The sequence below is a fragment of the Rhizobium sp. CF142 genome, assembly GCF_000281145.1.
Classification (GTDB): Bacteria; Pseudomonadota; Alphaproteobacteria; order Rhizobiales; family Rhizobiaceae; genus Rhizobium.
The window spans coordinates 1-22,856 of record NZ_AJWE01000128.1 but is presented as its reverse complement, the minus strand read 5'-3'; the positions used below and the strand labels follow the sequence as shown (position 1 = coordinate 22,856).

General features: G+C 60.4%; 21 protein-coding genes. 10 read left to right on the top strand and 11 right to left on the bottom strand.

Annotated elements, in window-relative coordinates; translation table 11 throughout:
* The first annotated feature begins 17 nt into the window (after nucleotides 1-17).
* From PMI11_RS32235 to ugpC, 5 genes are read left to right on the top strand one after another with little or no spacing between them, the layout of a single operon-like run.
* On the top strand, nucleotides 18-947 hold the full coding sequence (locus tag PMI11_RS32235) for a carbohydrate ABC transporter permease (RefSeq protein WP_007825912.1): 930 nt from the start codon (nucleotides 18-20) through the stop codon (nucleotides 945-947).
* A complete protein-coding gene (locus tag PMI11_RS32230) occupies nucleotides 944-1,786 on the top strand; it encodes a carbohydrate ABC transporter permease (RefSeq protein WP_007825911.1) in 843 nt (280 codons plus the stop codon). The genes PMI11_RS32235 and PMI11_RS32230 overlap by 4 nt, the downstream gene beginning before the upstream one ends.
* A gap of 41 nt (nucleotides 1,787-1,827) precedes the next feature.
* Entirely contained in the window at nucleotides 1,828-3,066 is a 1,239-nt protein-coding gene (locus PMI11_RS32225; protein ID WP_007825909.1) for an ROK family transcriptional regulator, read from the top strand.
* A 31-nt stretch (nucleotides 3,067-3,097) separates the two neighbouring features.
* Nucleotides 3,098-3,952, top strand: a complete 855-nt coding sequence (locus PMI11_RS32220) for a sugar phosphate isomerase/epimerase family protein (protein ID WP_007825907.1) — start codon at nucleotides 3,098-3,100, stop codon at nucleotides 3,950-3,952.
* A gap of 21 nt (nucleotides 3,953-3,973) precedes the next feature.
* On the top strand, nucleotides 3,974-5,035 hold the full coding sequence (gene ugpC, locus PMI11_RS32215) for an ABC transporter ATP-binding protein (protein WP_007825905.1): 1,062 nt from the start codon (nucleotides 3,974-3,976) through the stop codon (nucleotides 5,033-5,035).
* Here the strand turns inward: ugpC and PMI11_RS32210 are convergent.
* Nucleotides 5,007-6,011 (bottom strand): LysR family transcriptional regulator, encoded by a 1,005-nt coding sequence (locus PMI11_RS32210; RefSeq protein WP_007825899.1) that lies wholly within the window; start codon nucleotides 6,009-6,011, stop codon nucleotides 5,007-5,009. The two genes, ugpC and PMI11_RS32210, sit on opposite strands and share 29 nt — an antisense overlap.
* Before the next feature lie 150 nt (nucleotides 6,012-6,161).
* Here PMI11_RS32210 and lysA point away from each other — a divergent pair, with 150 nt between their 5' ends.
* The gene (gene lysA, locus PMI11_RS32205) at nucleotides 6,162-7,433 is read left to right on the top strand and encodes a diaminopimelate decarboxylase (RefSeq protein ID WP_007825897.1); all 1,272 of its coding nucleotides are present in this window, start codon (nucleotides 6,162-6,164) and stop codon (nucleotides 7,431-7,433) included.
* Nucleotides 7,434-7,502: 69 nt separating this feature from the next.
* Here the strand turns inward: lysA and PMI11_RS32200 are convergent, their stop codons facing one another.
* The 7 genes from PMI11_RS32200 to PMI11_RS32170 all read right to left on the bottom strand — a co-directional run bounded on the left by PMI11_RS32200 (nucleotide 7,503) and on the right by PMI11_RS32170 (nucleotide 16,561).
* Nucleotides 7,503-7,835 (bottom strand): hypothetical protein, encoded by a 333-nt coding sequence (locus PMI11_RS32200; protein WP_007825896.1) that lies wholly within the window; start codon nucleotides 7,833-7,835, stop codon nucleotides 7,503-7,505.
* 224 nt (nucleotides 7,836-8,059) lie between these two features.
* A complete protein-coding gene (locus tag PMI11_RS32195) occupies nucleotides 8,060-10,075 on the bottom strand; it encodes an aldo/keto reductase (protein ID WP_007825895.1) in 2,016 nt (671 codons plus the stop codon).
* 51 nt (nucleotides 10,076-10,126) lie between these two features.
* Nucleotides 10,127-12,265: a beta-galactosidase gene (locus PMI11_RS32190; protein WP_007825894.1), complete on the bottom strand. Its 2,139-nt coding sequence runs from the start codon at nucleotides 12,263-12,265 to the stop codon at nucleotides 10,127-10,129.
* A gap of 18 nt (nucleotides 12,266-12,283) precedes the next feature.
* Nucleotides 12,284-13,429: an ABC transporter ATP-binding protein gene (locus PMI11_RS32185; protein WP_007825892.1), complete on the bottom strand. Its 1,146-nt coding sequence runs from the start codon at nucleotides 13,427-13,429 to the stop codon at nucleotides 12,284-12,286.
* A 52-nt stretch (nucleotides 13,430-13,481) separates the two neighbouring features.
* Nucleotides 13,482-14,333, bottom strand: coding sequence for a carbohydrate ABC transporter permease (locus tag PMI11_RS32180; RefSeq protein ID WP_007825891.1), 852 nt, complete (start codon nucleotides 14,331-14,333; stop codon nucleotides 13,482-13,484).
* The gene (locus tag PMI11_RS32175; RefSeq protein WP_007825890.1) at nucleotides 14,333-15,217 is read right to left on the bottom strand and encodes a carbohydrate ABC transporter permease; all 885 of its coding nucleotides are present in this window, start codon (nucleotides 15,215-15,217) and stop codon (nucleotides 14,333-14,335) included. Before PMI11_RS32175 ends, PMI11_RS32180 begins: the two co-directional genes overlap by 1 nt.
* Before the next feature lie 69 nt (nucleotides 15,218-15,286).
* Entirely contained in the window at nucleotides 15,287-16,561 is a 1,275-nt protein-coding gene (locus PMI11_RS32170; RefSeq protein ID WP_007825889.1) for an ABC transporter substrate-binding protein, read from the bottom strand.
* Between the two features lie 172 nt (nucleotides 16,562-16,733).
* On the opposite strand from PMI11_RS32170, the gene PMI11_RS32165 reads away from it, so the two are divergent.
* The gene (locus PMI11_RS32165; protein ID WP_007825888.1) at nucleotides 16,734-17,924 is read left to right on the top strand and encodes an ROK family transcriptional regulator; all 1,191 of its coding nucleotides are present in this window, start codon (nucleotides 16,734-16,736) and stop codon (nucleotides 17,922-17,924) included.
* Nucleotides 17,925-18,017: 93 nt separating this feature from the next.
* Here PMI11_RS32165 and PMI11_RS32160 read toward each other — a convergent pair whose 3' ends face one another.
* Nucleotides 18,018-19,868 (bottom strand): ABC transporter transmembrane domain-containing protein, encoded by a 1,851-nt coding sequence (locus PMI11_RS32160; protein WP_007825887.1) that lies wholly within the window; start codon nucleotides 19,866-19,868, stop codon nucleotides 18,018-18,020.
* Between the two features lie 198 nt (nucleotides 19,869-20,066).
* Between PMI11_RS32160 and PMI11_RS32155 the strand changes: the two genes are divergently transcribed.
* Genes PMI11_RS32155 through PMI11_RS32145 form a run of 3 tightly spaced genes read left to right on the top strand, consistent with a single transcriptional unit; the run spans nucleotide 20,067 to nucleotide 21,552 of the window.
* The gene (locus tag PMI11_RS32155) at nucleotides 20,067-20,831 is read left to right on the top strand and encodes a heme ABC transporter permease (RefSeq protein ID WP_007825886.1); all 765 of its coding nucleotides are present in this window, start codon (nucleotides 20,067-20,069) and stop codon (nucleotides 20,829-20,831) included.
* A gap of 1 nt (nucleotide 20,832) precedes the next feature.
* Nucleotides 20,833-20,988, top strand: a complete 156-nt coding sequence (locus PMI11_RS36920) for a hypothetical protein (protein WP_007825883.1) — start codon at nucleotides 20,833-20,835, stop codon at nucleotides 20,986-20,988.
* Nucleotides 20,989-21,552: a DsbE family thiol:disulfide interchange protein gene (locus tag PMI11_RS32145; protein WP_007825882.1), complete on the top strand. Its 564-nt coding sequence runs from the start codon at nucleotides 20,989-20,991 to the stop codon at nucleotides 21,550-21,552. It abuts the gene before it with no gap.
* Nucleotides 21,553-21,622: 70 nt separating this feature from the next.
* On the opposite strand, the gene PMI11_RS32140 is transcribed toward PMI11_RS32145, so the two are convergent.
* Nucleotides 21,623-22,285 (bottom strand): CBS domain-containing protein, encoded by a 663-nt coding sequence (locus PMI11_RS32140; protein ID WP_007825880.1) that lies wholly within the window; start codon nucleotides 22,283-22,285, stop codon nucleotides 21,623-21,625.
* A 75-nt stretch (nucleotides 22,286-22,360) separates the two neighbouring features.
* Nucleotides 22,361-22,834 carry a cytochrome c-type biogenesis protein gene (locus PMI11_RS32135; protein WP_007825878.1) on the bottom strand — a complete coding sequence of 158 codons (474 nt, stop codon included), beginning with the start codon at nucleotides 22,832-22,834 and terminating at the stop codon, nucleotides 22,361-22,363.
* Nucleotides 22,835-22,856 lie beyond the last annotated feature (22 nt).

The following is a 22,856-nucleotide window of genomic DNA, read 5'->3' as shown; positions in this document are numbered from 1 at the left end:
CCCGGACAGAGAAGCCAATGAGCCCAATTGCCATCGAGGCTGACAGCCCGCCTCAAAGCAGAACGTTCATACGCCGGTTCGCTGGTGCGCCCCTGCCCTGGATCATGCCCGTGATCGTCGTCATCGGCATATTCTACCTGTATCCTGTCATCGACGTTTTCCGGCTTTCCTTCACCAATGCGACGCTGATCGGCGAAAACCAGGACTATACGCTGGGTTCGATCGTCAATGCGCTCAGCTCGCCGCAATTGCCCGACATTCTCTGGGCGACGCTGATCTTCGTCGGCGGCAGCGTCATCGGCCAGCAGATTCTCGGTCTTGCGGTCGCTGTCACTGTCATCCGCGGCGAAAAGCGCGGCCTGTTCGGCACCACGATCCTGAGAACGACGGCGCTGGTCGCCTGGGTCGTGCCAGGCATTGCCGGCGGCATCATCTGGCAGATGCTGTTTTCCGAAGCGCCTTATGGCGCGCTGAACAGCATCTTGAGGCTGATGCACATGCCGACAGTTGCCTGGCTTTCGGATCCGGCGATGGCGCCCTGGTCAACGCTGATCTCGAACATCTGGCGCGGCACGGCCTTTTCGATGGTCGTGATGTATGCGGCACTGAAATCGATCGATCCCTCGCTCTACGAAGCCGCCGAGGTCGACGGTGCCACGGCTTCGCAGCAGTTCTTCTTCGTGACACTTCCGCAGCTGCGCGCCGCAATCCTCGTCAACATGATCCTGATCACCATCCAGACGGTCAACACCTTCGACGCGATCATCACACTGACAGGCGGCGGGCCGGGACGCGCGACCGAGGTGATCTCGCTCTACGTCTTCAACATCGTCTTCCGAAACTACGATCTCTCCGGCGGCAGCGTGCTTTCGGTGCTGATGCTGATCATCAGTCTCGGCCTGGCCTTCGTCTATGCGTCGTTCCTGCCGAAGGAGGAAGAGCAATGAGCGGACGCACCGGAACACGGCTCGGCGATGCCATGAGCTATCTCTTCATGCTGGTGATGTTCGTCTTCTTTGCCGGCCCCCTCACCTATCTCCTGTCGATGGCGCTGCGTGACAAGCGTGAGGTCTATCGCGGCGCGGCGCGTTATATTCCCGACAATCCCACCATCCAGAATTTCATCACCGTTCTCAACAACAGCTACTTTCCAATCTATCTCTGGAACGGCCTGAAGCTTGCGGCCTTGAGCGGCTTCGGCGTGCTCATCGTTGCCTTGCCTGCCGCTTACGCTTTCTCGCGCTTCCAGTTCCGCGGCAAGGGCCTCTCGATGATGGGGCTCCTGCTTTTCCAGATGATCTCGCCGCTCGTCATCATGGTGCCGCTCTATCGTTACATGAACCGTCTCGGCCTGCTCGACACGCATTTTGCCGTCGTCATGGTCTATATCGCGCTCGGTGTTCCCCTTGCGACCTGGCTGTTGAAAGGCACCGTCGACGGCATTCCGCGCAGCCTGGACGAAGCCGCGATGATCGACGGATGCAACCGCTTCTCGGTCTTCTGGCGCATCATCCTGCCCCTGTCGGCGCCGGGCATTGCCTCGGTCTTCATCATCACTGTGATTGCCGGCTGGTCGCAATTCCTGGTGCCTTTCCTGCTGCTCACCAAAAATGACCTGATGCCGATCGGCGTCGGAATCTTTAACTTCCGTGGCATGCAGACCGACTCGTCCATCCAGCTGCTAGCCGCCGCCTGCCTGATTTCCGTCGTTCCGGCGATCGTGGCATTCCTGTCGCTTCAACGGCTGATCCTTGGCGCCATGACCAGCGGCGCGGTGAAAGGGTAAGGTCGGTTTGCGTGTCCGTGGCAGATAGAGGATCTCAATCCATGAACCAGATGAACGGCGCCAGACTGTCCCCCGATCTGACGGGGGCCAATGTCGAGGATGCGGGCGAGCACAACAGGGCCGTCGTGCTGCGTTGCGTTCATCGGCAGGCGCCGATTTCGCGCGCCGAGATTGCCCGGCAGACAGGTTTCACAAAGCCAGCGATCGCCAGGATCGTCGATCGTCTGCTCGACGAGGGCCTGATCATCGAAGCTCGCCGGCGGCATGGTCTGAGGGGGCAACCGGCAATCGAGCTCGAGATCAATCCCGACGCATTCTTCGCGATCGGGATCAACATCGATCGCGATCACCTGACGATTGTCGCTGTGGATGCCGTCGGCAACGTGCGTGCCCGGGTCCACCACGAAAAACGCTATGTGCGTCCGGCCGAGTTCATGCAGCTGACGGCCGATGCGATATCGCATTTCCAGCGAAGCCGCCTCATCGACGATGCCCACCTGGCCGGCATCGGGCTCGCCATGCCCGACTGGCTCGGAGAGATCCCCTTCCTCGGCATGCCCGACGATTATTCGGAATGGATGGAATTCGACGTACGCGCAGCAATAGAAAACCTGACGCAGCATCCGGTCTTCATCGAAAATGAGACCAATGCGGCCGCCCTTGCCGAGCTTGACTATGGTCTCGGGGCGGAAAGCCGCAGCTTCTTTTATATCGCCATCAACGCCTGTCTCGGCGGAGGGCTCGTTCTCGACGGCAACGGCCATCGCGGCGCCATGGCGCTGAGCGGCGAAATCGGATGGCTGCCGATTGCCGACGACCGGGACAAGACCGCGCCGAAAGTCGATCTTCTCGGCGAGATGGTGACGATGTTTTTTCTCTACAAGTTTCTTGGCGAACATGGCCTCCATGCAAGCGTGCCCCAGGACCTTCTCACACTCGATGCACGTGGCAAGGCTCTGGTGTCGAAGTGGCTGAAGGAAATGAGCGCTCACCTTGCCGTTGCGGTCAAGCATATCGGCATGATCGTCGATCCCGATGCCATCATCATCGGCGGCCGATTGCCGATCCGCATGATCGACGAGTTGCTCCGCTACGTTCACGAACATCTGTCGGCCGGAGACAACACTCTGCCTTCGCTGCATCGTGCCTCGATCGGCGAGGACGCTTCGGCGCTCGGTGCTGCGGCGATGCCGATGGCGGCGGCGCTGATGCTGGCATCCGCTGACGCCGTTCAACGCACCCGTTCGCCCCTCAAATTCATGGATCGCCTGAACAACTGAAACAGCCGGCAAGGCCGCTGGGAGGATATTGATGAAGATTGGTTTTTATACGTCGACATTCAACGACCGGCCGCTAGAAGAAGTGGTGAATTTCGCAGCGTCGGCCGGTTTCGATGCAATCGAAATCGATGTCGGCGGCCATATCAAGACACCGGACAAGGTACAGGCTGCGGTGGCACTTGCACGCGACCATAATCTCTTCGTCTCCTCGATCACTTATTTCGGCAATCAGCTCGATGCCGACAGCGACAAGCGCGGCGAGCTTCGCGCCCGTACCGAGGAATTTGCCCAGGCGATCGGCGAAGCGGGCGTGCCGATCTTCGTAATCTTTCCCGGACGCGACGACGATGCCAACGACGAGACCAACTACGATGATTTTGCCGAATTCACCAATCGGTTGATTGCCAAGACGACGTCGAGCGGTCTCGTCTTCGCGATCGAAAACTGGCCGGGGCCTAAGGACAACTTCATCGGAACCACCCCGAAGGGCTGGCAGGAGCTCTTCAAGCGCATACCCGACCGGCGCTTCGGTCTCGAATTCGACCCGTCGCACCTCATCCGCATCGGCGTGGATCCTTATGCCGCGATGGACGCGGTCAAGGATCGCATCGCCATTCTCCACGCCAAGGACACCGCAATCGATGCGGCCACGCAACAGGCGGTCGGCTATCACGGCAAGGGTTGGTGGCAATACAAGTTGCCGGGCCAGGGCCTTCTCGACTGGCCGCGCTTTCTGCGCCAGACGCGGACGAACGGCTTCGACGGCACACTTTCGATCGAGCACGAGGACGCCGCCTACGGATGGCCGGGTAAGGATCTCGCGGCCAGAAAAGAGGGCGAACGCCTTGGTCTCGCCTACCTCAGAAGCGTGTTGGACGAGCTTTGATAGCGACCTGGGAGGACGGAAATGGCCCATGTTAGAGTGAATAGTGCGCGCAAGGATTATGGCGCATTCAAAGCCATCAAAGGCGTGTCGGTCGATATCCGCGACGGCGAGTTCGTCGTCCTCGTCGGCCCCTCGGGTTGCGGCAAATCCACCCTGCTCAGAATGATCGCCGGTCTGGAGGATATCAGCTCGGGCGAGATCCAGATCGGCAAGCATATTGTCAACGAGCTGGCGCCGAAGGATCGTGACATCGCCATGGTGTTCCAGAACTACGCCCTCTATCCGCATATGACGGTCGCCAAGAATATGGGCTTCTCGCTGCGGTTGAAGCGTATGCCGAAGACTGAGATCGATCGGCGCGTTGGCAATGCCGCGAAGATCTTGGGCCTGGAGGCGCTCCTGGAGCGCTATCCGAAGCAGTTGTCAGGCGGCCAGCGGCAGCGTGTTGCCATGGGCCGTGCGATCGTCCGGGATCCCGCCGTCTTTCTGTTCGACGAGCCCCTGTCGAACCTCGATGCCAAGCTCCGCGTCCAGATGCGATCCGAGATCAAGGAGCTGCATCAGCGGCTGAAGACCACGACGATCTATGTCACCCATGACCAGATCGAGGCGATGACGATGGCGGACAAGATCGTCGTGATGAAGGACGGCCTGATCGAACAGTCGGGCTCGCCGCTCGAACTCTACGACCGCCCGAACAACCTGTTCGTCGCCGGTTTCATCGGCTCTCCCGCCATGAATTTCGTCAAGGGAAGCATGACGAATGAAGGTTTCCGAACTGAAGACGGGCTTATCCTGCCGAGCGAGCGGCGCCCGTCCGGCGCCGTCACCTACGGCATTCGTCCTGAGCACATCACACTCGACCCCGACGGCATCGAAGTGACAACCGCCGTTGTCGAGCCGACGGGGTCCGAGACATTGGTGGTTGCCCGTCTTGGCACGCAGACGATCAGCTGCGTCTTCCGGGAGCGGATCAGAGCAGCCCCCGGCGACGTGCTGCGGATTGCTCCGCTCCATGATGCCGTCCACCTGTTCGACGAGGGCGAGCAGCGCATCACTGCTGGCGAACCGGTGCTGAACTGATGACGTGTGACAGGGCATCGGTACACGCCGCTATCTTATGCGCCTTCACGAAGTCATCAGGGATCAATGAGGGTGGCAAGCCGGCTTCGATCAGCCTTGCTTGCCGGGCCAATTCGGTCCCGAAAACCTCGACCAGCTGCGACTGCGGCCGATGGATCGGGCGCACGATGTTGACGGAAAAAGGGATCGAGAACGATAGCCGGCGAAGATGTACGCCGTGGCCGGCATAATCCAGGGCCGTCAGGGGATTGACGATAGCCAGACCAATTCCCTCCCGCACCATCGAACAGACGGATGCCGCGCTATGGGTCTCGATGATCATGCGCCGCCTGATGCCGGCGTTTCGAAAAATCTGATCGATCTGCCGCCGGTAGCTATCCATCGCCGACAAGCTGACAAAGGATTGCCCCTCGAAATCACCTGGTGAGAGAACGGTCTTTTCAAGAAGCGGGTGAGCGTCCGGCAGCACACAAATCTCGTCGAGCGTCAGGAGTGGGGTTACCTCCGTACCCTGCGGGACATGATCGACCTCCGTCAGTCCGAAGTCATAGCGTTGCGCCGACAACCATTCCTCCAGCAGAGGCGACTCCTGCGGAACGATACTGATACCCACGCTCGGGAACCGGTCGATGAAATGCCGGCAGGTCTGCGGCAGGAGCGATTGAGAAAAAACCGGCAGGCATATGATGGAGAGCTGCCCCTGCTCGAACTGGCGCAGCGACGCCGCCGTGCTGATGATCCGGTCCAGCCCGAAATAGGCGCGCTGCACTTCCTCGAACAATTGCAGAGCGTGCGCAGTCGGGCGCAGACGGCCGCGCACGCGCTCAAAAAGCTTCATCTGAATGAGATGCTCGAACCGTGCCAGCTCCCGGCTGATCGTCGGCTGGGAGGTACTCAGCATCGCGGCTGCGTCCGTGACGCTGCCTGTCGTCATCACAGCCCTGAAGACCTCGATATGCCGAAGGGTAACGGCCATGCTCATCTCATATCAAAATTGAATACAGTTGAGAAAAATTGATATTTTTCATATGCCCGGTTTCGTGGTCAACCCGTACGTGAAATCCCCATTGCCCAACTTGAAACGATCTTCGGTTCGGAGGGCTGCCATCTACGGACAACCAGCGCCATGCCCATCATCTCTGCCAATGACCTCACCCCTCTCGCTCACCAGCATGGGACGCCCTTATGGGTCTACGACGCTCCGACGATTCGCGATCGGATAAGGCAGCTCGGCGCGTTCGATGTGATCCGCTATGCGCAGAAGGCGTGCTCCAACATCCATATCCTTTCCCTCATGCGCGAGGCGGGTGTGCTTGTGGACTCCGTGTCGCTCGGCGAAATCGATCGCGCGCAGCGGGCCGGATTTTCCGCCGGCCCTACCCTCTCAGGTGCTGCGGGCATCGTCTACACCGCCGATATTTTCGACCGCCCGACTTTGCGCCGCGTCGTCAACGACAAGGTTGAGGTGAATATCGGCTCCATCGACATGCTGCACCAGCTCGGGGAGCTGTCGCCCGGTCACCGCGTCTGGCTTCGCGTCAATCCGGGTTTCGGCCATGGCCACAGCAACAAGACAAATACGGGCGGCGAAAACAGCAAGCATGGCATCTGGCATGCGGAGCTTAGCCAGGCTGTCGAATTGGTTCGCCGCTATCACCTGCATCTCGTCGGGCTTCACCTGCATATCGGCTCCGGCGTCGATTACGGCCATCTCGAGCGGGTCTGTCATGCGATGACCGGTCTCCTGAGCGATCTCGATCACGATGTCGAGGCGATTTCTGCCGGGGGTGGGCTGTCAGTTCCCTATCGCGACGGGGACAGGGCGATCGATACTGCGCATTATTTCAGCTTGTGGGACAGCGTGCGCAGGCAAGCAGAAAGCAGGCTCGGCCACGCCGTGCGCCTGGAGATCGAGCCGGGGCGCTTCCTTGTAGCAGAAGCCGGTGTGCTGCTGGCCGAGGTCCGCGCAACGAAGCAGGTTGGCAGAAATCACTTCACCCTCGTTGATGCAGGTTTCAACGACTTGATGCGCCCCGCCCTCTATGGCAGCTATCATGAGATCTCGGTGCTGCCGCACGATGGTCGAAGCCTCAGCCCATCCGAGCTACGTCCTACTGTCGTAGCAGGCCCGCTCTGCGAATCGGGAGACGTATTCACGCAAGGGGCGGATGGCGTGGTCGAAACGCGGGCGCTCCCTCCTGCCGAGGTCGGCGATTTGCTCGTTTTCCACGGAACGGGTGCCTATGGCGCGTCAATGTCGTCCAACTACAACAGCCGGCTTCATGCTGCCGAATATCTCATGGACGGAGAGAACTCCCGGCTCATCCGCCGGCGCCAGACTATCGATGAGCTTTGCGAGATGGAATTGATCGCGGGTCATTCTACGGAAGCGGCGTGAGCCCTGAAAAATCCGAGGAGGATTATAAATCGCACGAAAGCTCTTCGGCATGGTGCTCGAAGCCTATTGTCAGAGGTCGAGCAGCAAATCGCCAACGCTTTGATCGTGACCCCGGTTGCTGACTTCGAGCGGCTTGGGGCTTGTTACCTCTTTGCGCTTCCTGGAACCCGTCTTTCTGCCTTTCGCAGGAAGCTCCGCTGATAACTCAAGGAGTTTTGCGGCAGGCCCCGCAGGTCCTGATATCGTCGTGGCAGCCTGGCTGCCTATCTTGTTGGTTTCGTTCTCAACGGTCGTAGTGGAAGTGTCCGATGGCTCGATCTCGGATCGTATCTTGGCGTTCGGCTTTGCAATTTTGATTACTGGGGCAGCGTCCTGCTCTATCTTCGGCGCGAAACGTATCATGAATGGTGACCTTCCCGTTGGTTCGCTCTTTGTTCTCATCGACGAGCACGCTTGTCAAGCTGGCTCACATCCGAACAGCCAGAAGTTCTCCCTTCGAGGAGTTTCTTGACGATAGCAGCAGATTGTTCCGGCTCGTACCCTGCCAGCCGCCCCAGACGAACACGTCTGGCACCATGCAATCCTTTTGGCTGACGACCGGAAGCGATGCTGGATTCTATTTTCGATCAAGCCCGTTCGCCATTCTCGAGCCACCGCACCTCTTCGGGTGAAAGCCTGATGGCGGAGGCCGCCAGACTATGGCGAAGCTCCGCAAGGCTCGCCGGACCGATCAGTGGAATGACCGGCCAGGGTTGGTGCAGGACATACGCGAGTGCGATCTGGATCGGATCCTTGCCGAGGCGACGACCAAGCTCTTCCGCCCGCGCCTTTCGCTGGAAATTCAGTTCGGAATACCAGGCACGGACCAGATCGCGATCCGACAGTTTCTCCCGCCCCGCCCTATCGGTGAAGAAACCGCGCGCCTGGCTGGACCAGGCAAAATTGACCACCTTCCGCTCCTTCAGCCAGCTTTTCCAGGCAGCATTCGACGAAGCGATGCATCCTGGCCAGACGGGATCGACCATCTCCGCGAGTGAGAAGTTGTTGGAAAGGACGCTAGGCCTCGTCTTGCCGGTGCGTTCGGCATAGTCGATCGCTTGATCCATGCGCTCGCGGGTCCAGTTCGATCCACCGATTGGCCCACGGATGCGACCCGCCCTGACTTCCGCATCCATGGCGTCGACGAATTCACCGACCGGTATGTCGGGATTGTCGCGATGCATGAAGTAGACATCGACATAGTCGGTCTGCATCCGCTCGAGGCTTACCGTCAGTTGCTTGGCGATGACGTCGGGATAGCAGAGTGGCGAATGCGCGCCCTTCTCGATGATCACCACATCGCTCCTGACGCCACGGCTGCGGACCCATTCGCCGATGAGCCGGTCCTGCGTTCCTCCCCCATACTGGAAGGCCGAGTCGATGAGATTGCCGCCGGCTTCGAAGAATTCGTCAAGAACGATCGAGGCGGCCGGAAAAGTTGAAAACAGCATCATGCCGAGTGCCAGCATCGAGCTTTCCTTCTCGATGCCGGGAATATGGCCGCGCGGCACAATCACATCCTTTCGCCGGAGCCTCTCGCCGGTCAGCGTCCTCGTCCGAACGGCGGGTGTCTCAAGGGCGTATTCCAGCCCGATGCCGGCGCGCCACTTGTCCATCACCTTGAGATTGCCAAGCGTGTCGAGGGCCGTCATGCCGGGGTAGGCAAACTCGACCCGCCCAGCCTTGACCGCCTCTCCTGCAGCGTCAACCTCGAAGCTGTAGACGTGACGAGGCTCTTCGACGGTGATTTCCTTTCGATTTCCGGCGGCGTCGAACAGCCTGATGACGGCGGTACCGCCTTGCTTACCCGCGGCGAACCAGAAATGATCGATCTCGATCGAACCGGCCGTGCCGAAGATGCGAAGGACGTTGTCCTGCGCAAGTGACACCGAGCAGGCGACTTCGGCAACGATGCCATTCGGGAAGCGCAGGATGGCAGCGCTCCATTCGTCGACGCCCGTCGAGCCGAGATGTCCGACGCCGAATACTTGGTCGGGCTCGATAAGGTCGTTCGGCTGGCCGATGCCGGCGATCAGCCGCGCCATCGAAACCGGATACCCACCGACGTCTAGGATACCGCCACCCGCGAGATCGTTTGCAAACAGCCTGTGATCTTCTTCGAATGGCTTGGCAAAACCGAAGCTCGACTTGACCATGCGGACATCGCCGATCGCCTTTTCCTTCAGAAGCTCGATCAGCCTCAGCGTCAGGGGATGCAATCGGTACATGTAGGCTTCGCCGAGGAAGGTCCCGGCCGCACGTGCAGCGGCTTGCATGGCTTCGGCCTCGGCTGCCGAAAGGCCGATCGGCTTCTCGCACAACACGTGCTTTCCGGCCTTCGCCGCCTTGATCGCCCATTCTGCGTGAGTCGGGTGTGGCGTCGAAATGTAGACGGCGTCGATCTCTTTGTCCGCCAGAAGAGCGTCGTAGCCGCGAAGGATTCGCGCGCCCGGAAAGCGCTCGGCCAGGCCCGACCGTTCCGGCTCGCGGGTGGCGATCGCCTCCACGCGGCCAGTTCTTGATTGAGCAACGCCCGCGAAGAAATCGTCCGCAATCCGGCCAGGGCCAAGGATGCCCCAGCGAATTCTATCCGTATCGGTCATATCGTTTTCCTAAGCCTGTCGAGCCAACGGCGTTTTCGACCGCGGTGTGTTTCAGGAGAGCTGCACGACGGCGCAGCCGTAACCTTCGAGCGCGAGCGCACCGTCCACCGGCTTGCCTGCGTCCAGAAGATTGGCGCCGGCGGGAACCCGAGCAATCGTGGCGGGCTTGTCCGTGTAGTTCTGGATGAAGAGAAGGCGGCGATCCTCGTTCATGCGCATCGTCACCTCGACACCCTCGGGCAAATCGGCGACCAGCGGCTCGATCCCGGCATCCCCGAACAGGCGCTCCGACAGGGCCTCCGTAAGGTCGGGCGTGAGATAGGTGCCGAGATAGACGACGCGACCCTTACCGATCTTTCTGGATGTCGCCATCGGCCTTCCGTCGGCGTAACGGTTCGACCAGATGGCGATCGCCTCGACATCATCGTCGACGCTCAGGTTTTCGTAGAAATATCCGGCGGTCAGTTCACGATTGCCGATCTTGAAGCGGCGCTCGCGCCGGTGGGATTCCGCCGGCCTGTTCGGCGGCACGACCAGACCGCCGGATCGCTCCATGACCTCAAACAGGCCCTTGGCGCCAGGTGCCGCAAGCCGGCCGAAATCTTCCACCCGCACGCCCGTCAGCTTCGAAAGCGACGTTCCCGGCGCCGTCTCCCTGATCACGTGATTGTTCTCGTCGCGCGTCCCCGTCCGCGCGCCGAACACCACCGCGCCGCCCTCTTCGGCGAACGACTTCAGTCGCTCCGTCCATTCGTCCTTCCACATGACCCAGTGCGGCACGTAGAGAAGCTTCAGCTTCGAGAGATCGTCTTCGGGATGAATGAACCCGCAGGCAATGCCCCGGTCGTAGCAATACTGATGCAGCAGGACGGCGTCGTCCTGTGGGCTTGGCAGGCCGATCGAATAGGTCTTGTGAGCCTCCTGATTGTCGAAATCCGATCCGGCAATGCCGACATCCATGCGCACATAAGTACCGAGGATCCTGTCCTGCAGCGCCGTCATCTCGGTGGCGAAACGCTTCGCCTCGTCGTAGCGATGGCGCGGGACGTCGTCGTGATCGATGATCCCCATCCAGTAGATCTCGGCGCCGAAATGGGCAGGCCGCCAACGGAAGAACATCAGCCCGTCGGCACCGCGCGCAACGGAGGACATCGCCATTCGGCGCATTTCCCCTGGCTCCGGCGTCAACGTGCAGAAGCCTGGCTGGCTGCCGAAGCTCGACTGCTGTTCGGGCACGATATAATTGCCGGAAAAGCCCCGGCAGATATCGAGATGAAGCGCCTGGACCTTGGCGTGATTGCCGATGCGCTGGAATTCGTCGTAGAGCATCGGATAGATATCATAGCCGACGAAATCGAGATCGGTGGTGAACTGTCCGCGGAAGTCGATATCCCGCAGGCCGCCCAGATTGTGGAAGACGAACCAGGACGGTTTGACGGCGCGCAGAATCTCGACCTGGTCATGCTGGAAACGGGCCGTCGAGAAGGCCAGGAAGCGATGGTAGTCCTGCACATGGCCCGGGCTCGGAAAGGTTGGTCCGAAATCGATTGGCAGCACCACCTGATCGAAGCTCTGGTAAGCGGTCGCCCAGAAATCTCCTCCCCAGGCATGGTTGAGCTTGTCGATCGTACGGTACTTCTCGGCAACGAAGGCCTGAAACTCACTCAGCGTCGCCTTTGAAAAGCTCTCCGGCATGCTGGTGTTGAGTTCGTTGTCGGTCTGCCAGCCGACGACGCGTGGATTGTCACGATATTGCTCGGCCATCGCTTTCGTGATGCGCCGGCTATGCTCCCGAAACACCGGACTTGCGGTGTCGCAGTGCTGGCGCGAGCCATGGCTCATAGACCGGCCCTTGCCATCCACCCGCAAGATCTCGGGATGCGCGACGGTCAGCCAGCGCGGCGGTGTGGCCGTCGGGGTGCACATGATCGTGTCGATGCCATGCTTTCCGAGGATGGCGATCGCCCTGTCGAACAGGTCGAAATCAAAGCGTCCGAGCTCAGGTTCAAGAATATGCCAGGCAAATTCCGCCATCCTGACGACATTGAAGCCTGCTTTGGCCATGCGTTCGGCGTCGCGCTCCCAGTAACTCTCGTCGACATGTTCGGGATAGTGCGGAGCGCCAACGAGAAAGCGGTCGGTCTTGACCGGATTCCAGGCGGAGATTTTTGCTGACTTGTTTTCAGACACGGGCGTCTATCCTGATACCTATTTGTCGATGATTGCCTTGCGGGCGCTGATCGTGCGGCCCCCGTCAGGCGCGAAGAGATAGAGTTCGGCAGCGTCGAGCTTGAGCGTCACGGGCTGGCCGGCCTTGAATGGAGCGACGTAGCTGAGCTGGATCGTGATGTTTCCGGTTCCGCTTTCCGATGCGACGGTCCTGAGATCGCCGGCGTCGACATAGAGGATCGTTTCACGGCCAAGATGCTCGACCAGGCGGACGATGCCGTGCACTGCGCCGCTCTCTGCTCCATCCGCGATCACGGAGATGTTCTCCGGCCGCACGCCGAGCGTGAGGCTCGTCCCCATCTGAAGCGCCGCGGGGCTTAAGAGTTCGACCGTTGTAGGTGCCAGTCCCGGCGCGGAAACCCTGACCTGATGACCCGAGACCTCGTCCACGGTGACGGACAGGAAATTCATTCTCGGAGCGCCGAGGAATCCCGCCACGAACAGGTTGTCGGGATTGCGATAGAGTTCGAGCGGCGATCCGACCTGTTCGATAACGCCCTGGTTCAAGACGACGATGCGGCTTGCCATGGTCATAGCCTCGACCTGATCGTGGGTCACGTAGACCATGGTCGCACCGAGCTCGGAATGCAGGCTGGACAGCTCGACCCGCATTTGCGTGCGCAATGCCGCATCGAGGTTCGACAGCGGTTCGTCGAACAGGAAGACATCCGGCGAGCGAGTGATCGCACGGCCGATCGCGACGCGCTGGCGCTGGCCGCCCGACAGTTGCTTCGGCCGCTTTTCGAGCTGATCGGTAATGCGCAGAATTCTGGCGGCGCGCGCAACCGCCGCATTGATCTCTGCCTTCGGCCTTTTCGCCATGCGAAGGCCGAAGCCCATGTTTTCGGCGACCGTCATGTGCGGATAGAGGGCATAGGACTGGAATACCATCGCGATGCCACGGTCACCCGGCTCCTCACGGCTGACGTCGCGCCCGTTGATGAGGATCTGACCCGAGGTAATGCCTTCAAGACCCGCGATGGTCTTGAGCAGGGTCGACTTGCCACAGCCGGACGGACCGACCATGACGATGAACTCGCCCTCCTCCACCGAGAGATCGATCCCTCGCAATGCGTGGTAGGCGCCGTAGTTCTTGTTTATCTGTCGCAGTTCGAGGCTGGTCATGCTTCCTGGCTCTCTGCTTTTGAAGATCTGATTTCCGGATTCCTGAGGATGTTCATCCTTTGACCGCTCCCATCGTCAGGCCGGCGATGAAGTGTCGCTGCATCAGGAAGAACATCACGACGGGCGGAACGGCGACGACGATCGTTCCGGCCGAGATGAGGTTCCAGGCCGAGACCCATTCACCACGCAGGTTGGCAAGACCGGCGGTCACCGGCTTGACGGAATCGCTCACCGTCAGGACGACCGCCCAGAAGTAATCGTTCCAGATGAAGGTGAAGAGGAGGATGGCGAGTGCTGCCAGCGCCGGCCGGACGAGAGGAACCGCGACATGAATGAGTGTCTGGAAAGGAGAGGCTCCCTCGGCCCTTGCCGCCTGGAACAATTCGTCAGGCAGGGCTGCGATGAAGTTGCGCATGAAGAGCGTCGCAAAGCCGGTCTGGAACGCCACATGGAAGATGATCAGCGCCGTTGTCGTATCGATCAGGTCGAGCCGCACCATCAGGTCGCGCACCGGGATCATCATGATCTGGTGAGGAAGGAAGTTGCCGCCGACGAACAGCGCGAAAATCAGCATGTTTCCCGGAAACCGGTATCTCGACAGAACGAAGCCGGACAGCGTGCTTAAAATCAGGACGCCGATCACCGAAGGGATCGTGATCGTCAGACTGTTCAGGAAATATTGCGCCATCGGCGTCTGGGTGAAGACGGCGGTGTAGTTGTCGACGAGGCCGAACTCGGTCGGCCATCCCCAGAGGTTTCCACCCATCACGTCCGCGGTCGATCGAAACGAGGTCAGGATGATTGCGAAGAGCGGGCAGAGCCACAGGAGAAGGACGACAAGCACAGCCAGGAAATAGAAGCGGCGATGCCAGACGGCCGTCTCGGGAATTGGACGAGGATACATCAGCCGCCCCTTTCTTCGGTGCGGATGATCCGCGACAGATACCAGACGATGAAAAGCCCCATGATCACGAACAGGACCGATGCGATCGCCGCGCCATATCCGAAGCGATAAGAGAAGATGGACTGCTCGAACATCTGGTAGGCGAGCACCGACGAGGAACCGAACGGTCCGCCGCGCGTCATCACGGACACCATGTCGAAGGATCGGAGTGCACCGACGACGGTCACAGCAATGGCAATGAAGGTGACCTGCGTCAGCTGCGGTAGAACGATGTGCCAGAGCATGTTCCATCCCTTTGCGCCATCGACACGCCCGGCGCCGATAAGCTCCTCGCTCAGGTTGTTGAGACCGGCGAGATAGAGCACCATGCAGAAGGTGATCTGCGGCCAGAGTGCCGCGATCACGATCGCGAAAGTGACGAAATGCTCGTCCGAAAGCACGGCCGGCGCTGTCGCTCCGAATGCCTTGAAGATCAGCGCGAGGAGCCCGAATTCCGGCGTATATACCCAGGTGAAGACAACGCCGACGGTGACGGAGGCGAGCACCAGCGGAATGAAGAACAGCGACTTCAAAAGGCGCATGCCGCGGATCTTCTGATTGACGAGCAAAGCAATCGCCAGCCCGAGCGGTGGCGCGGCCATGAACATTATCAGCCAGATCAGATTGTTCTTCAGCGACGTGTAGAACTGCGGATCGTTGTAGAGCTCGACATAATTTCCAAGCCCGATCCACGTCATCGGACCCATTCCGTCCCAGTCGTGGAGACTGATCCACAGGCTTCGGACGGCCGACAGCAGGATGACGGTGAAGAACAGGATGATGGCCGGAGCGATAAGCATAGTCGGGGTGAGCCACCAACGCTGGCGGCGCCATAACATCAACATTGTCCAGAACCTCGTGGAGGATTGAAGGAGCGGAACCGCAGTTCCGCTCCCCGGTCGCCGGGAGGAGAACTAGATCTTGTAGATACGCTTGCGAGTGCCTTCGAGGCGCTGCAGGATCGCCTGGCGACGGTCGGGTTTGGCCATGAACTCCTGGAAGCCCACAAGGCCTGCCTGCGCCATATCCGGATCGCTGTCGCGGTCGTAATATTGCGAGGTTCCCTTGACCTGCTTCAAGGATTCGACCGCGGCATTGACCAGCGGATCCTTGCTGGGCGGCAGGTCGCTGCGCGGCGGCACGTTGCCGCCAGGCTCCAGGTAGGTCGCGAGATTCTCCGGCTTGTAGAAATAGGCGAGGAATTCGCGCGCACCCTGCTTGTTCTTGCCGTTCGTCGGGATGTGGACAGAGTTCAGCGAGAATTCCTCGAACCGGGGAATGTTGGCATCGAGGGTCGGGAACGGTGCGAAGGTCAGTTGCGGCAGGTCTGCTTCCGTGAATGCTGAGCGAAGGAAGGCGCCGAGATTCATCATTCCGGCCTTCTTCTGGGCGAGCAGGGCTGCCGCCTCCTGCCAGCCGAAGGACGTATGATTCGGGGTGAAGACCTCCTTCTTGATCATGGCTTCCCACTGATCGAAGACCGGTGTCAGGGCCGGGTCGAGATAGCTCATCTGCCCGTCCATCAACGCCATATGCTTGTCGAGCCCATTGATGCGAAGATTCATCTGGTCGAACCAGCCGGCGGCCGGCCAGAGCTCCTTCGTGCCTATGGCGACCGGCGTCAACCCGGCCGCCTTGGCCTTGTCGCAGTAGGCCGAGAATTCCTCAGATGTCGTCGGCACCGTCAGGCCGTTCTGATCGAAGACATCCTTCCGGTAGAACATGCCCCAGAGCGTGCCGCCAGTGGGCAGACCGTACTGCTTGTTGTCGACCGTAACTGCGCCCGTACTTGCGCCGAGAACATCCTTGTACTTCTCCTTCTCGAACAGGTCCGAGATGTCGTCGAACAAGCCTCGCTTGACGAAGGCCCGCATGCGGTTGCCCGAGAACCAGAAGCAGACATCCGGCGCACCTGCCGTCAGATAATTGCGGATCGCCGTCTTGTGGGCCTCGTGGTCCATATTGTTGATGACGACCTTCGTACCGGCCTGCTTGCCGAAGTCCTCGGCGATCTTCTTCAGCGCTTCGAGCGCCTTGCCGTTGCTTTCGGCTGAGATCACGTTGACTTCCTGGGCCTGGGCAATTGCCGGGATCGGGAAGCCGCCTACAACCGCGGCCGCAGATGCCATGCCTGCGCCCTTTAGAAAGGTGCGGCGCGTGGTCGACGAAAAATGCTTGGAAAATGCCATTGAATTCCTCCCAGTTGAGCAGATCAACACGTCCCGGCGGCCGTCCTCCACAACGGGGACGCCGGGCATTCAACGTGTCGATCTCCACATTCCGAGTTGATCGACCAGGCAAACTTATGCATAAATCAGGAAGCGTCGCAATAGTTTATTTACAAAATAAAGGAACTCGGTCGTGAAGCTCAAAGGTGACCAGACGACTGCCAGGGCCATGAACCGCCGTCTGATCTTGAACCTGCTGAGGCAGGAAGGGCCGAAGAGCCGTGCCGAATTGGCAACGATCACACAGCTCAGTCCCGCCGCCGTCACCTTCGTCGTCGGTGATCTCGTGGAGGAAGGCATCGTCACGGAGGGAGAGGCGGTTTCAAGCTTCACCGGTCGTCGGCCAATCCCCGTAGAAATCAACTATGGGCACGGGCTGGCGATCGGCTTCAAGCTCATGGCCGACACAGTGGAATGCGTCGCGACCGACCTCGCGACGAGCCCCCTCGCCGCCATCAGGATTCCGATGCCCAGCAAGGCGCCGGATGATGTCGCAGATCTGCTGGCCGTAACGGTGCCCAGACTCGTCGGACTTGCGGGACGCACACATGCCAAGCTTACAGGCATCGGCATATCGATGCCGGGCGTTATCAACCATGAGCAAACGATGTGCATCAGAAGCCACCGCTTCAATTGGGACAACGTCCCGCTGGCATCCCTTCTCGCCAATCGTGCGAATGTTCCCGTCTGGCTCGAGGACGATACCAATGCCTATGCCATCGCACAGCAGTTGTTTGGCCTCGGCCGCCAGCATCGCAACATGGCGGTGCTGGCGGTCGGCGTCGGTATCAGCTGCGCCCTCGTCATCGAGGGCAAGCTCTATCGCGGCGCCAACGGTGCAGCCGGCAAGTTCGGACACACGCTCTATGAGGAAAACGGCCGCCTCTGCGAATGCGGCAAGCGCGGCTGCCTGATGGCCTACCATTCCGAGGCTTCGATGGTGCGGCGTTGGCGCGAGGCGAATGGGGGGGGCCAGGATCTGGGCACGCCTGAGCTGCGTCAGGCGCTTGCTGCAGAAGATCCGACGGCTGTCCGGATCGTCGAGGATGCGGGGCGCGGTATCGGAACGGCTCTCGCCAACCTCGTCAATGTGACGGATCCGGAAGTGGTCGTGGCGGGCGGAGAAGCTGTCTCACTCGGCGAACATTTCCTGGCGCCTCTGCAAGAAGCGCTGGCACTTAGAACCTTCAGGATGCCACCCCCCATTCTTCCCGATTGGGAAGACAATTCGTGGGCACGCGGCGCCGCAGCGTTGGTAACGCAAAAGATGTTCGATTTCGAATCGGTCGGAGGCGTCGCGAGACCTCTCCAGGTATTCGGATAGAAGGCTTCCATAGCGAGCGAAGATGACCCGGGTCGAGAATGAATGAGCTCGCCCACGATGCCGCCCAGACAGGGCGGTCGATTGTGACAACGCTCACGCCGCGTCATGCTCCAAAGCTGCAGACCCCGAGAGATCGAACTGCAGTTCGGCAAGCTTGGAATATGCGCCGCCCTTGCGGATCAGCGCGGCATGTGGGCCCTCCTCTATCACCCGGCCGCCGTCGACCACCAGAATTCGATCCGCCTTGAGCACCGTGGCAAGCCGATGCGCAATCACGATCGTCGTGCGATTGCACATCAATTCGTCGAGCCCCTTTTGCACGAGCATTTCGTTTTCTGCATCGAGAGATGCCGTGGCCTCATCCAGCAGAAGGATCGGCGCGTTCTTCAGGACGGCGCGTGCGATCGCAAGTCTTTGCCGCTGGCCGCCCGATAAGGTAAGACCACGCTCGCCGACCACGGTCCGATAGCCGTCCGGCAGTTCGGAAATGAACCCGTGTGCCCTCCCCGTCGTGGCTGCCGCCGCAATCTCGTCCTGCGACGCATCGGGTCGTCCGAGACTGATATTTTCTGCGATACTCGTCGCGAAGATGGTCACGTCCTGCGGCACGATGGCAATTTCCCCTCGAACCGCAGCGGTAGCGGTCGTGCGCACGTCGCAGCCATCGAGCGAAATGTCGCCGGAATAATCCTTGTAGAAACCGAGCAGGAGCGAAAAGACCGTGCTCTTGCCCGAACCGGAAGCGCCGACCAGTGCGACTGTTTCGCCGGGTCGGATGCTCATCGACAGGCCTGTGAGGACTTGCCTGTCCGGAGCTCCGGGATAGGCAAAATGCAGGTCCCTGATTTCGATTGCGCCTCTTGCCGGCTGGCTGAGCGGAGCATGCGAGGCCGGTTCACTCTCGCCGGCATCTTCATCAAGCAGTTCGAAAAGACGTTCGGCCGAGCCTGCTGCCTGCGCCAGTTCACCCCAGACCTCCGAGAGCGAGCCCAGTGAACCAGCGGCAATGACGGAATAGAGCAGGAACTGGCTGAGGCTTCCCGCCGACAGCGTTCCGGAAAGCAGGTTGTGAGCACCGATCCAGAGAACCCCGACGACGCTTCCAAAAATGAGGGCGATGGCGACGGCGGTCAGGAGCGCGCGAGAGCGGGCGGCAAAGACGGCGCTGCGATAGGACGCCTCGACATCATCAGCATATCTGTCGCCGGCCACTCCCTCCCCGTTGAAGGCCTGCACTGTCCGGCTTCCGGCAATCATCTCGCTGGCGAAAGCGGATGCGCTCGCAAGAGCGTCCTGGGCCGCACGCGATTTTCTGCGAACCGAGCGACCGAAAAGGACGAGCGGCGCGACCACGAGGGGGATGGCACCCAATGTGATGGCGGAAAGTCCCGGGCTCGTCACGAACATCATCACCAGCGCGCCGAGGCACAGCAACGAATTACGCAGGGCTACCGATGCGGCGAGGTTCAATGCGGACTTGATCTGCGCAGCGTCCGCCGTCAGCCGGGATGCAATGTCGCCGGATTTGTTGGCGTCAAAAAAGCGCGCCGGCAGACGCGTCACGTTCCGGAAGGTTTTCACGCGCAGGTCGCTGACGATGCGCTCGCCAAGCGTGGTGACAAAATAATACCGGCAGGCGCTTGCTATGGCGAGCCCGACGGCAAGAGCGAGAAGCATCAGGAAATAGCTATTGACGAAGCCATCGTCTGACTGGCCGAACCCGTGATCGATCATCCGACGGACCGCCATCGGCAGCGCAAGCGAAATCAGAGCCGCAGCCACGAGCGAAACCAGAGCACATGAGAGCAAGCTCCGATGTGGTCGCAGCAGGGGCAGCAGCCGGACAAGACCGGAGACGACCGGTTTTTTCTTTTCGGACCGCGGTCGGGAGCCTGCAATCGCTTCGGCGGGAGGAGTGGCGGGTCGGTCGTGCGCGGCAATCATCAAGGCGAGGGTCTCCTGGATTGGAATGCCTCCTTTTTGGCATTGGCGCGGCGATCGTCTTTGACCGCGATCAATTACCGGTCGGTTCCGCCGGAGCGTTGCCGCGACCGAGAGCGAAGTGAGGGGTGCATGCAGCACCAATGGTCGCAGTTTGATCCGGGTCAATTAATCTGACGGCGTTGGACGCTAGAGCGGGCCATGACCTATGTCGGACGCATCAAAGACAACATCACCGGGCTTGCGCAGCCCGCCAGATTCCTGGAACTGGCCGATCGGGCCTTGCCTGGACTTTCGATAGTCACTGCCCTCTGTTTCGTCATAGGCCTTTATCTGAGTTTCGCCTCCGATGGCGATTACCAGCAGGGTGAGACCGTCAGGATCATGTATGTCCATGTCCCGGCGGCATGGATGGCAATGCTCTGTTATACGGTGATGACCGCAAACGCCATTGGCTCCCTGGTATGGCGCCACCCGCTTGCCGATGTCGCCGCGCGTGCCGCTGTGCCAATCGGCGCTGCCTTTACCTTCGTGTCGCTCGTGACGGGCGCGATCTGGGGCAAGCCGATGTGGGGAACCTGGTGGGTGTGGGACGCGCGCCTGACATCGATGTTCGTGCTTTTCCTGATGTATCTCGGGCTATTGGCGATCAACCGCGCAATCGACGAACCGACGCGCGCCGCTCGTGTCACAGCGGTTCTCATTCTCGTGGGCTTCGTCAACATTCCGATCATCAAGTTCTCGGTCGACTGGTGGAACACATTGCATCAGCCGGCAAGCGTGCTCAGGCTGGATGGCCCCGCTCTGGACATCGAATTCCTTCGCCCGCTCCTGACCATGGGCCTGGCCTTCACGGCACTCTTTTTCACCCTCCACATGGCTTCGATCAGGAACGAAATCTGGCGGCGGAAACTCATGTCGCATCACCGCTTGGCCGCACGGGCCGCAACACAAAGGGAGAATTGAAATGACACATCAGGAATATGTGCTGGCAGCCTATATGGTCGCATTCTCCGTCATGATCGTCATCAGCGTCACGACCTGGTTTCATGGCCGCATCTATCGCCGGCAGGTCGAGGCGGTTGCGAAGATCAAGCATCGCGCTCGTCGCGAGGTTCGCTAAATGCGGCACTATGTCTTGGCCGCCGTGCCGCTGCTCGTTTTTGCAACCATCGCCGGAGCCGCCGGGCGCACGCTTTATCGGCAGGCGATGGAAGGATATTCGCCCTCCGTCCTCCCTTCCGCACTGATCGGTCAGACACATCCCGCGATCGATCTGCCGCCGCTTGCCGGGTTACAGTCTCCCGGACTTCAAGATGGCGGGCTTACCGGCCAGGTCACGATCGTCAACGTGTTCGCGTCCTGGTGCAATCCCTGCCGGCAGGAACATGCCGCGCTCATGCGGCTGTCGAAGGACCCGCGCGTCAAGCTGATGGGCATCAATTACAAGGACAATGCCGAGGAGGCCGCCGTCTTCTTGCGCGACAACGGAAACCCCTATGCTGCCATCGGGGTCGATCCGACCGGAAGGGAGGCGATCGATTGGGGTGTCTACGGCGTGCCGGAGACCTTCGTCATCGACCGCGACGGCCGGATCCTGTTCAAGCAGGTCGGCCCGCTCGACGACAAGGCCCTGTCGGCAGGCATTGGTCCTGCACTCGACAAGGCATTGGCTGCCGGCGGCTGACCGGAAGCCCCTGGCCTGCGACTGGATCAGTGGCTTGGACTTAAGCCTGTTGCGACCGCTTTTCCGGATCTCAATCTGCAGCAAGCTGCAACCGATCGAGGCAGCTTCCCGATCCGAGATTCTCGACGAGCGCCAGTACTGCACGGCGCTGCAATTCGGTCTCCACATTTCCTTCGAGCGTGATCTGCCCGTTATGGACGGAGACGCTGATCCTTTGCGGCGTCAGGCCGAGATCGTATTTCAGGCGTGCTCGAACCGCCAGAAGGATCGCGTCGTCCTCGCGCGGTAACCTGAGCGGCGTTGCGTCCGCGATCAAAGCGAGGATATCGCGCCGGCTGACGATCCCGACGAGCCGTCCGACGTCGACGACCGGAATACGCTTGATGCGATGGACCTCGAGGCTTTCGGCAATATCCGAAACCTCGCTGTCGGGGCTGGCGACGATGACGTCGCGTGACATGATATCTCTGACGGACCAGCCGTTGCCGCGAATGTATCGGTCGAGATCGACATCGGACGTGATTTCCGCGTTACGCGCGGTACGCGGCGCATGCCGGATCTCGCGCCGCAGCAGCAGGTCGCCTTCGGTCAGAATTCCGCAGATCCGCCCTTCGTCGTCAACGACAGGCAGCCCGCTGATGTTGTTTTGCATCATCACCGCAACGGCATGGCGGATCCCTGCCGCAGGGCTGATCGAAACCACGTTGCTCGTCATAATGTCCTTGGCCTGCATGTGTGCACCTCCCTTTCCGGAAACATCTGGTGCCATGAGAGTAGGATGGCTTGGACGAACTGACCTTGACCTCCGTCAAAGTCGCGGTGTCGGATTGAGCAACTCGGCGAGCCTGGCCTGCTCTTCTGCTGTGAGTTTGCTGCCGGTGGGTTTGCCGGCCCGCTTGCGGGCAAAGACGACGAGAGAAACCCCGCCGGCAAGAATCAGCAGCACGGGGGCACCCCAGAGCAGCAGCGTCCTCACACTGAAGCGCGGCTTCAGCAGCACGAATTCCCCGTAGCGCGAGACGATGTAGTTCAACACCTGCTCGTCACTGTCGCCATCGGTGATGCGCTCGCGCACCAGCAGGCGCAGGTCCTTGGCGAGATCGGCATTGGAATCGTCGATCGACTGGTTCTGGCAGACCATGCAGCGCAGTTCGGCCGAGAGTGCTCGGGCGCGGGCTTCGAGGGCCGGGTCGGTGAGCATCTCGTCCGGGTTGACGGCGAAGGCGGACAGGGGCGTGAAGATAACGAATAGGACTATGAGGAGCCGTGAGAGAAGCCGCATCCCCCTTCTCCCCTCGGGGAGA

Coding starts and splice junctions, on each gene's coding strand:
- PMI11_RS32220 (WP_007825907.1), top strand. CDS start 3,098: ATGAAGATTGGTTTTTATACGTCGACATTCAACGACCGGCCGCTAGAA.
- PMI11_RS32180 (WP_007825891.1), bottom strand. CDS start 14,333: ATGTATCCTCGTCCAATTCCCGAGACGGCCGTCTGGCATCGCCGCTTC.
- PMI11_RS32200 (WP_007825896.1), bottom strand. CDS start 7,835: ATGATACGTTTCGCGCCGAAGATAGAGCAGGACGCTGCCCCAGTAATC.
- PMI11_RS32135 (WP_007825878.1), bottom strand. CDS start 22,834: ATGCGGCTTCTCTCACGGCTCCTCATAGTCCTATTCGTTATCTTCACG.
- ugpC (WP_007825905.1), top strand. CDS start 3,974: ATGGCCCATGTTAGAGTGAATAGTGCGCGCAAGGATTATGGCGCATTC.
- PMI11_RS32140 (WP_007825880.1), bottom strand. CDS start 22,285: ATGCAGGCCAAGGACATTATGACGAGCAACGTGGTTTCGATCAGCCCT.
- PMI11_RS32175 (WP_007825890.1), bottom strand. CDS start 15,217: ATGTTGATGTTATGGCGCCGCCAGCGTTGGTGGCTCACCCCGACTATG.
- PMI11_RS32230 (WP_007825911.1), top strand. CDS start 944: ATGAGCGGACGCACCGGAACACGGCTCGGCGATGCCATGAGCTATCTC.
- PMI11_RS32185 (WP_007825892.1), bottom strand. CDS start 13,429: ATGACCAGCCTCGAACTGCGACAGATAAACAAGAACTACGGCGCCTAC.
- PMI11_RS32155 (WP_007825886.1), top strand. CDS start 20,067: ATGACCTATGTCGGACGCATCAAAGACAACATCACCGGGCTTGCGCAG.
- PMI11_RS32170 (WP_007825889.1), bottom strand. CDS start 16,561: ATGGCATTTTCCAAGCATTTTTCGTCGACCACGCGCCGCACCTTTCTA.
- PMI11_RS32145 (WP_007825882.1), top strand. CDS start 20,989: ATGCGGCACTATGTCTTGGCCGCCGTGCCGCTGCTCGTTTTTGCAACC.
- PMI11_RS32235 (WP_007825912.1), top strand. CDS start 18: ATGAGCCCAATTGCCATCGAGGCTGACAGCCCGCCTCAAAGCAGAACG.
- PMI11_RS32195 (WP_007825895.1), bottom strand. CDS start 10,075: ATGACCGATACGGATAGAATTCGCTGGGGCATCCTTGGCCCTGGCCGG.
- PMI11_RS36920 (WP_007825883.1), top strand. CDS start 20,833: ATGACACATCAGGAATATGTGCTGGCAGCCTATATGGTCGCATTCTCC.
- PMI11_RS32210 (WP_007825899.1), bottom strand. CDS start 6,011: ATGGCCGTTACCCTTCGGCATATCGAGGTCTTCAGGGCTGTGATGACG.
- PMI11_RS32225 (WP_007825909.1), top strand. CDS start 1,828: ATGAACCAGATGAACGGCGCCAGACTGTCCCCCGATCTGACGGGGGCC.
- lysA (WP_007825897.1), top strand. CDS start 6,162: ATGCCCATCATCTCTGCCAATGACCTCACCCCTCTCGCTCACCAGCAT.
- PMI11_RS32160 (WP_007825887.1), bottom strand. CDS start 19,868: ATGATTGCCGCGCACGACCGACCCGCCACTCCTCCCGCCGAAGCGATT.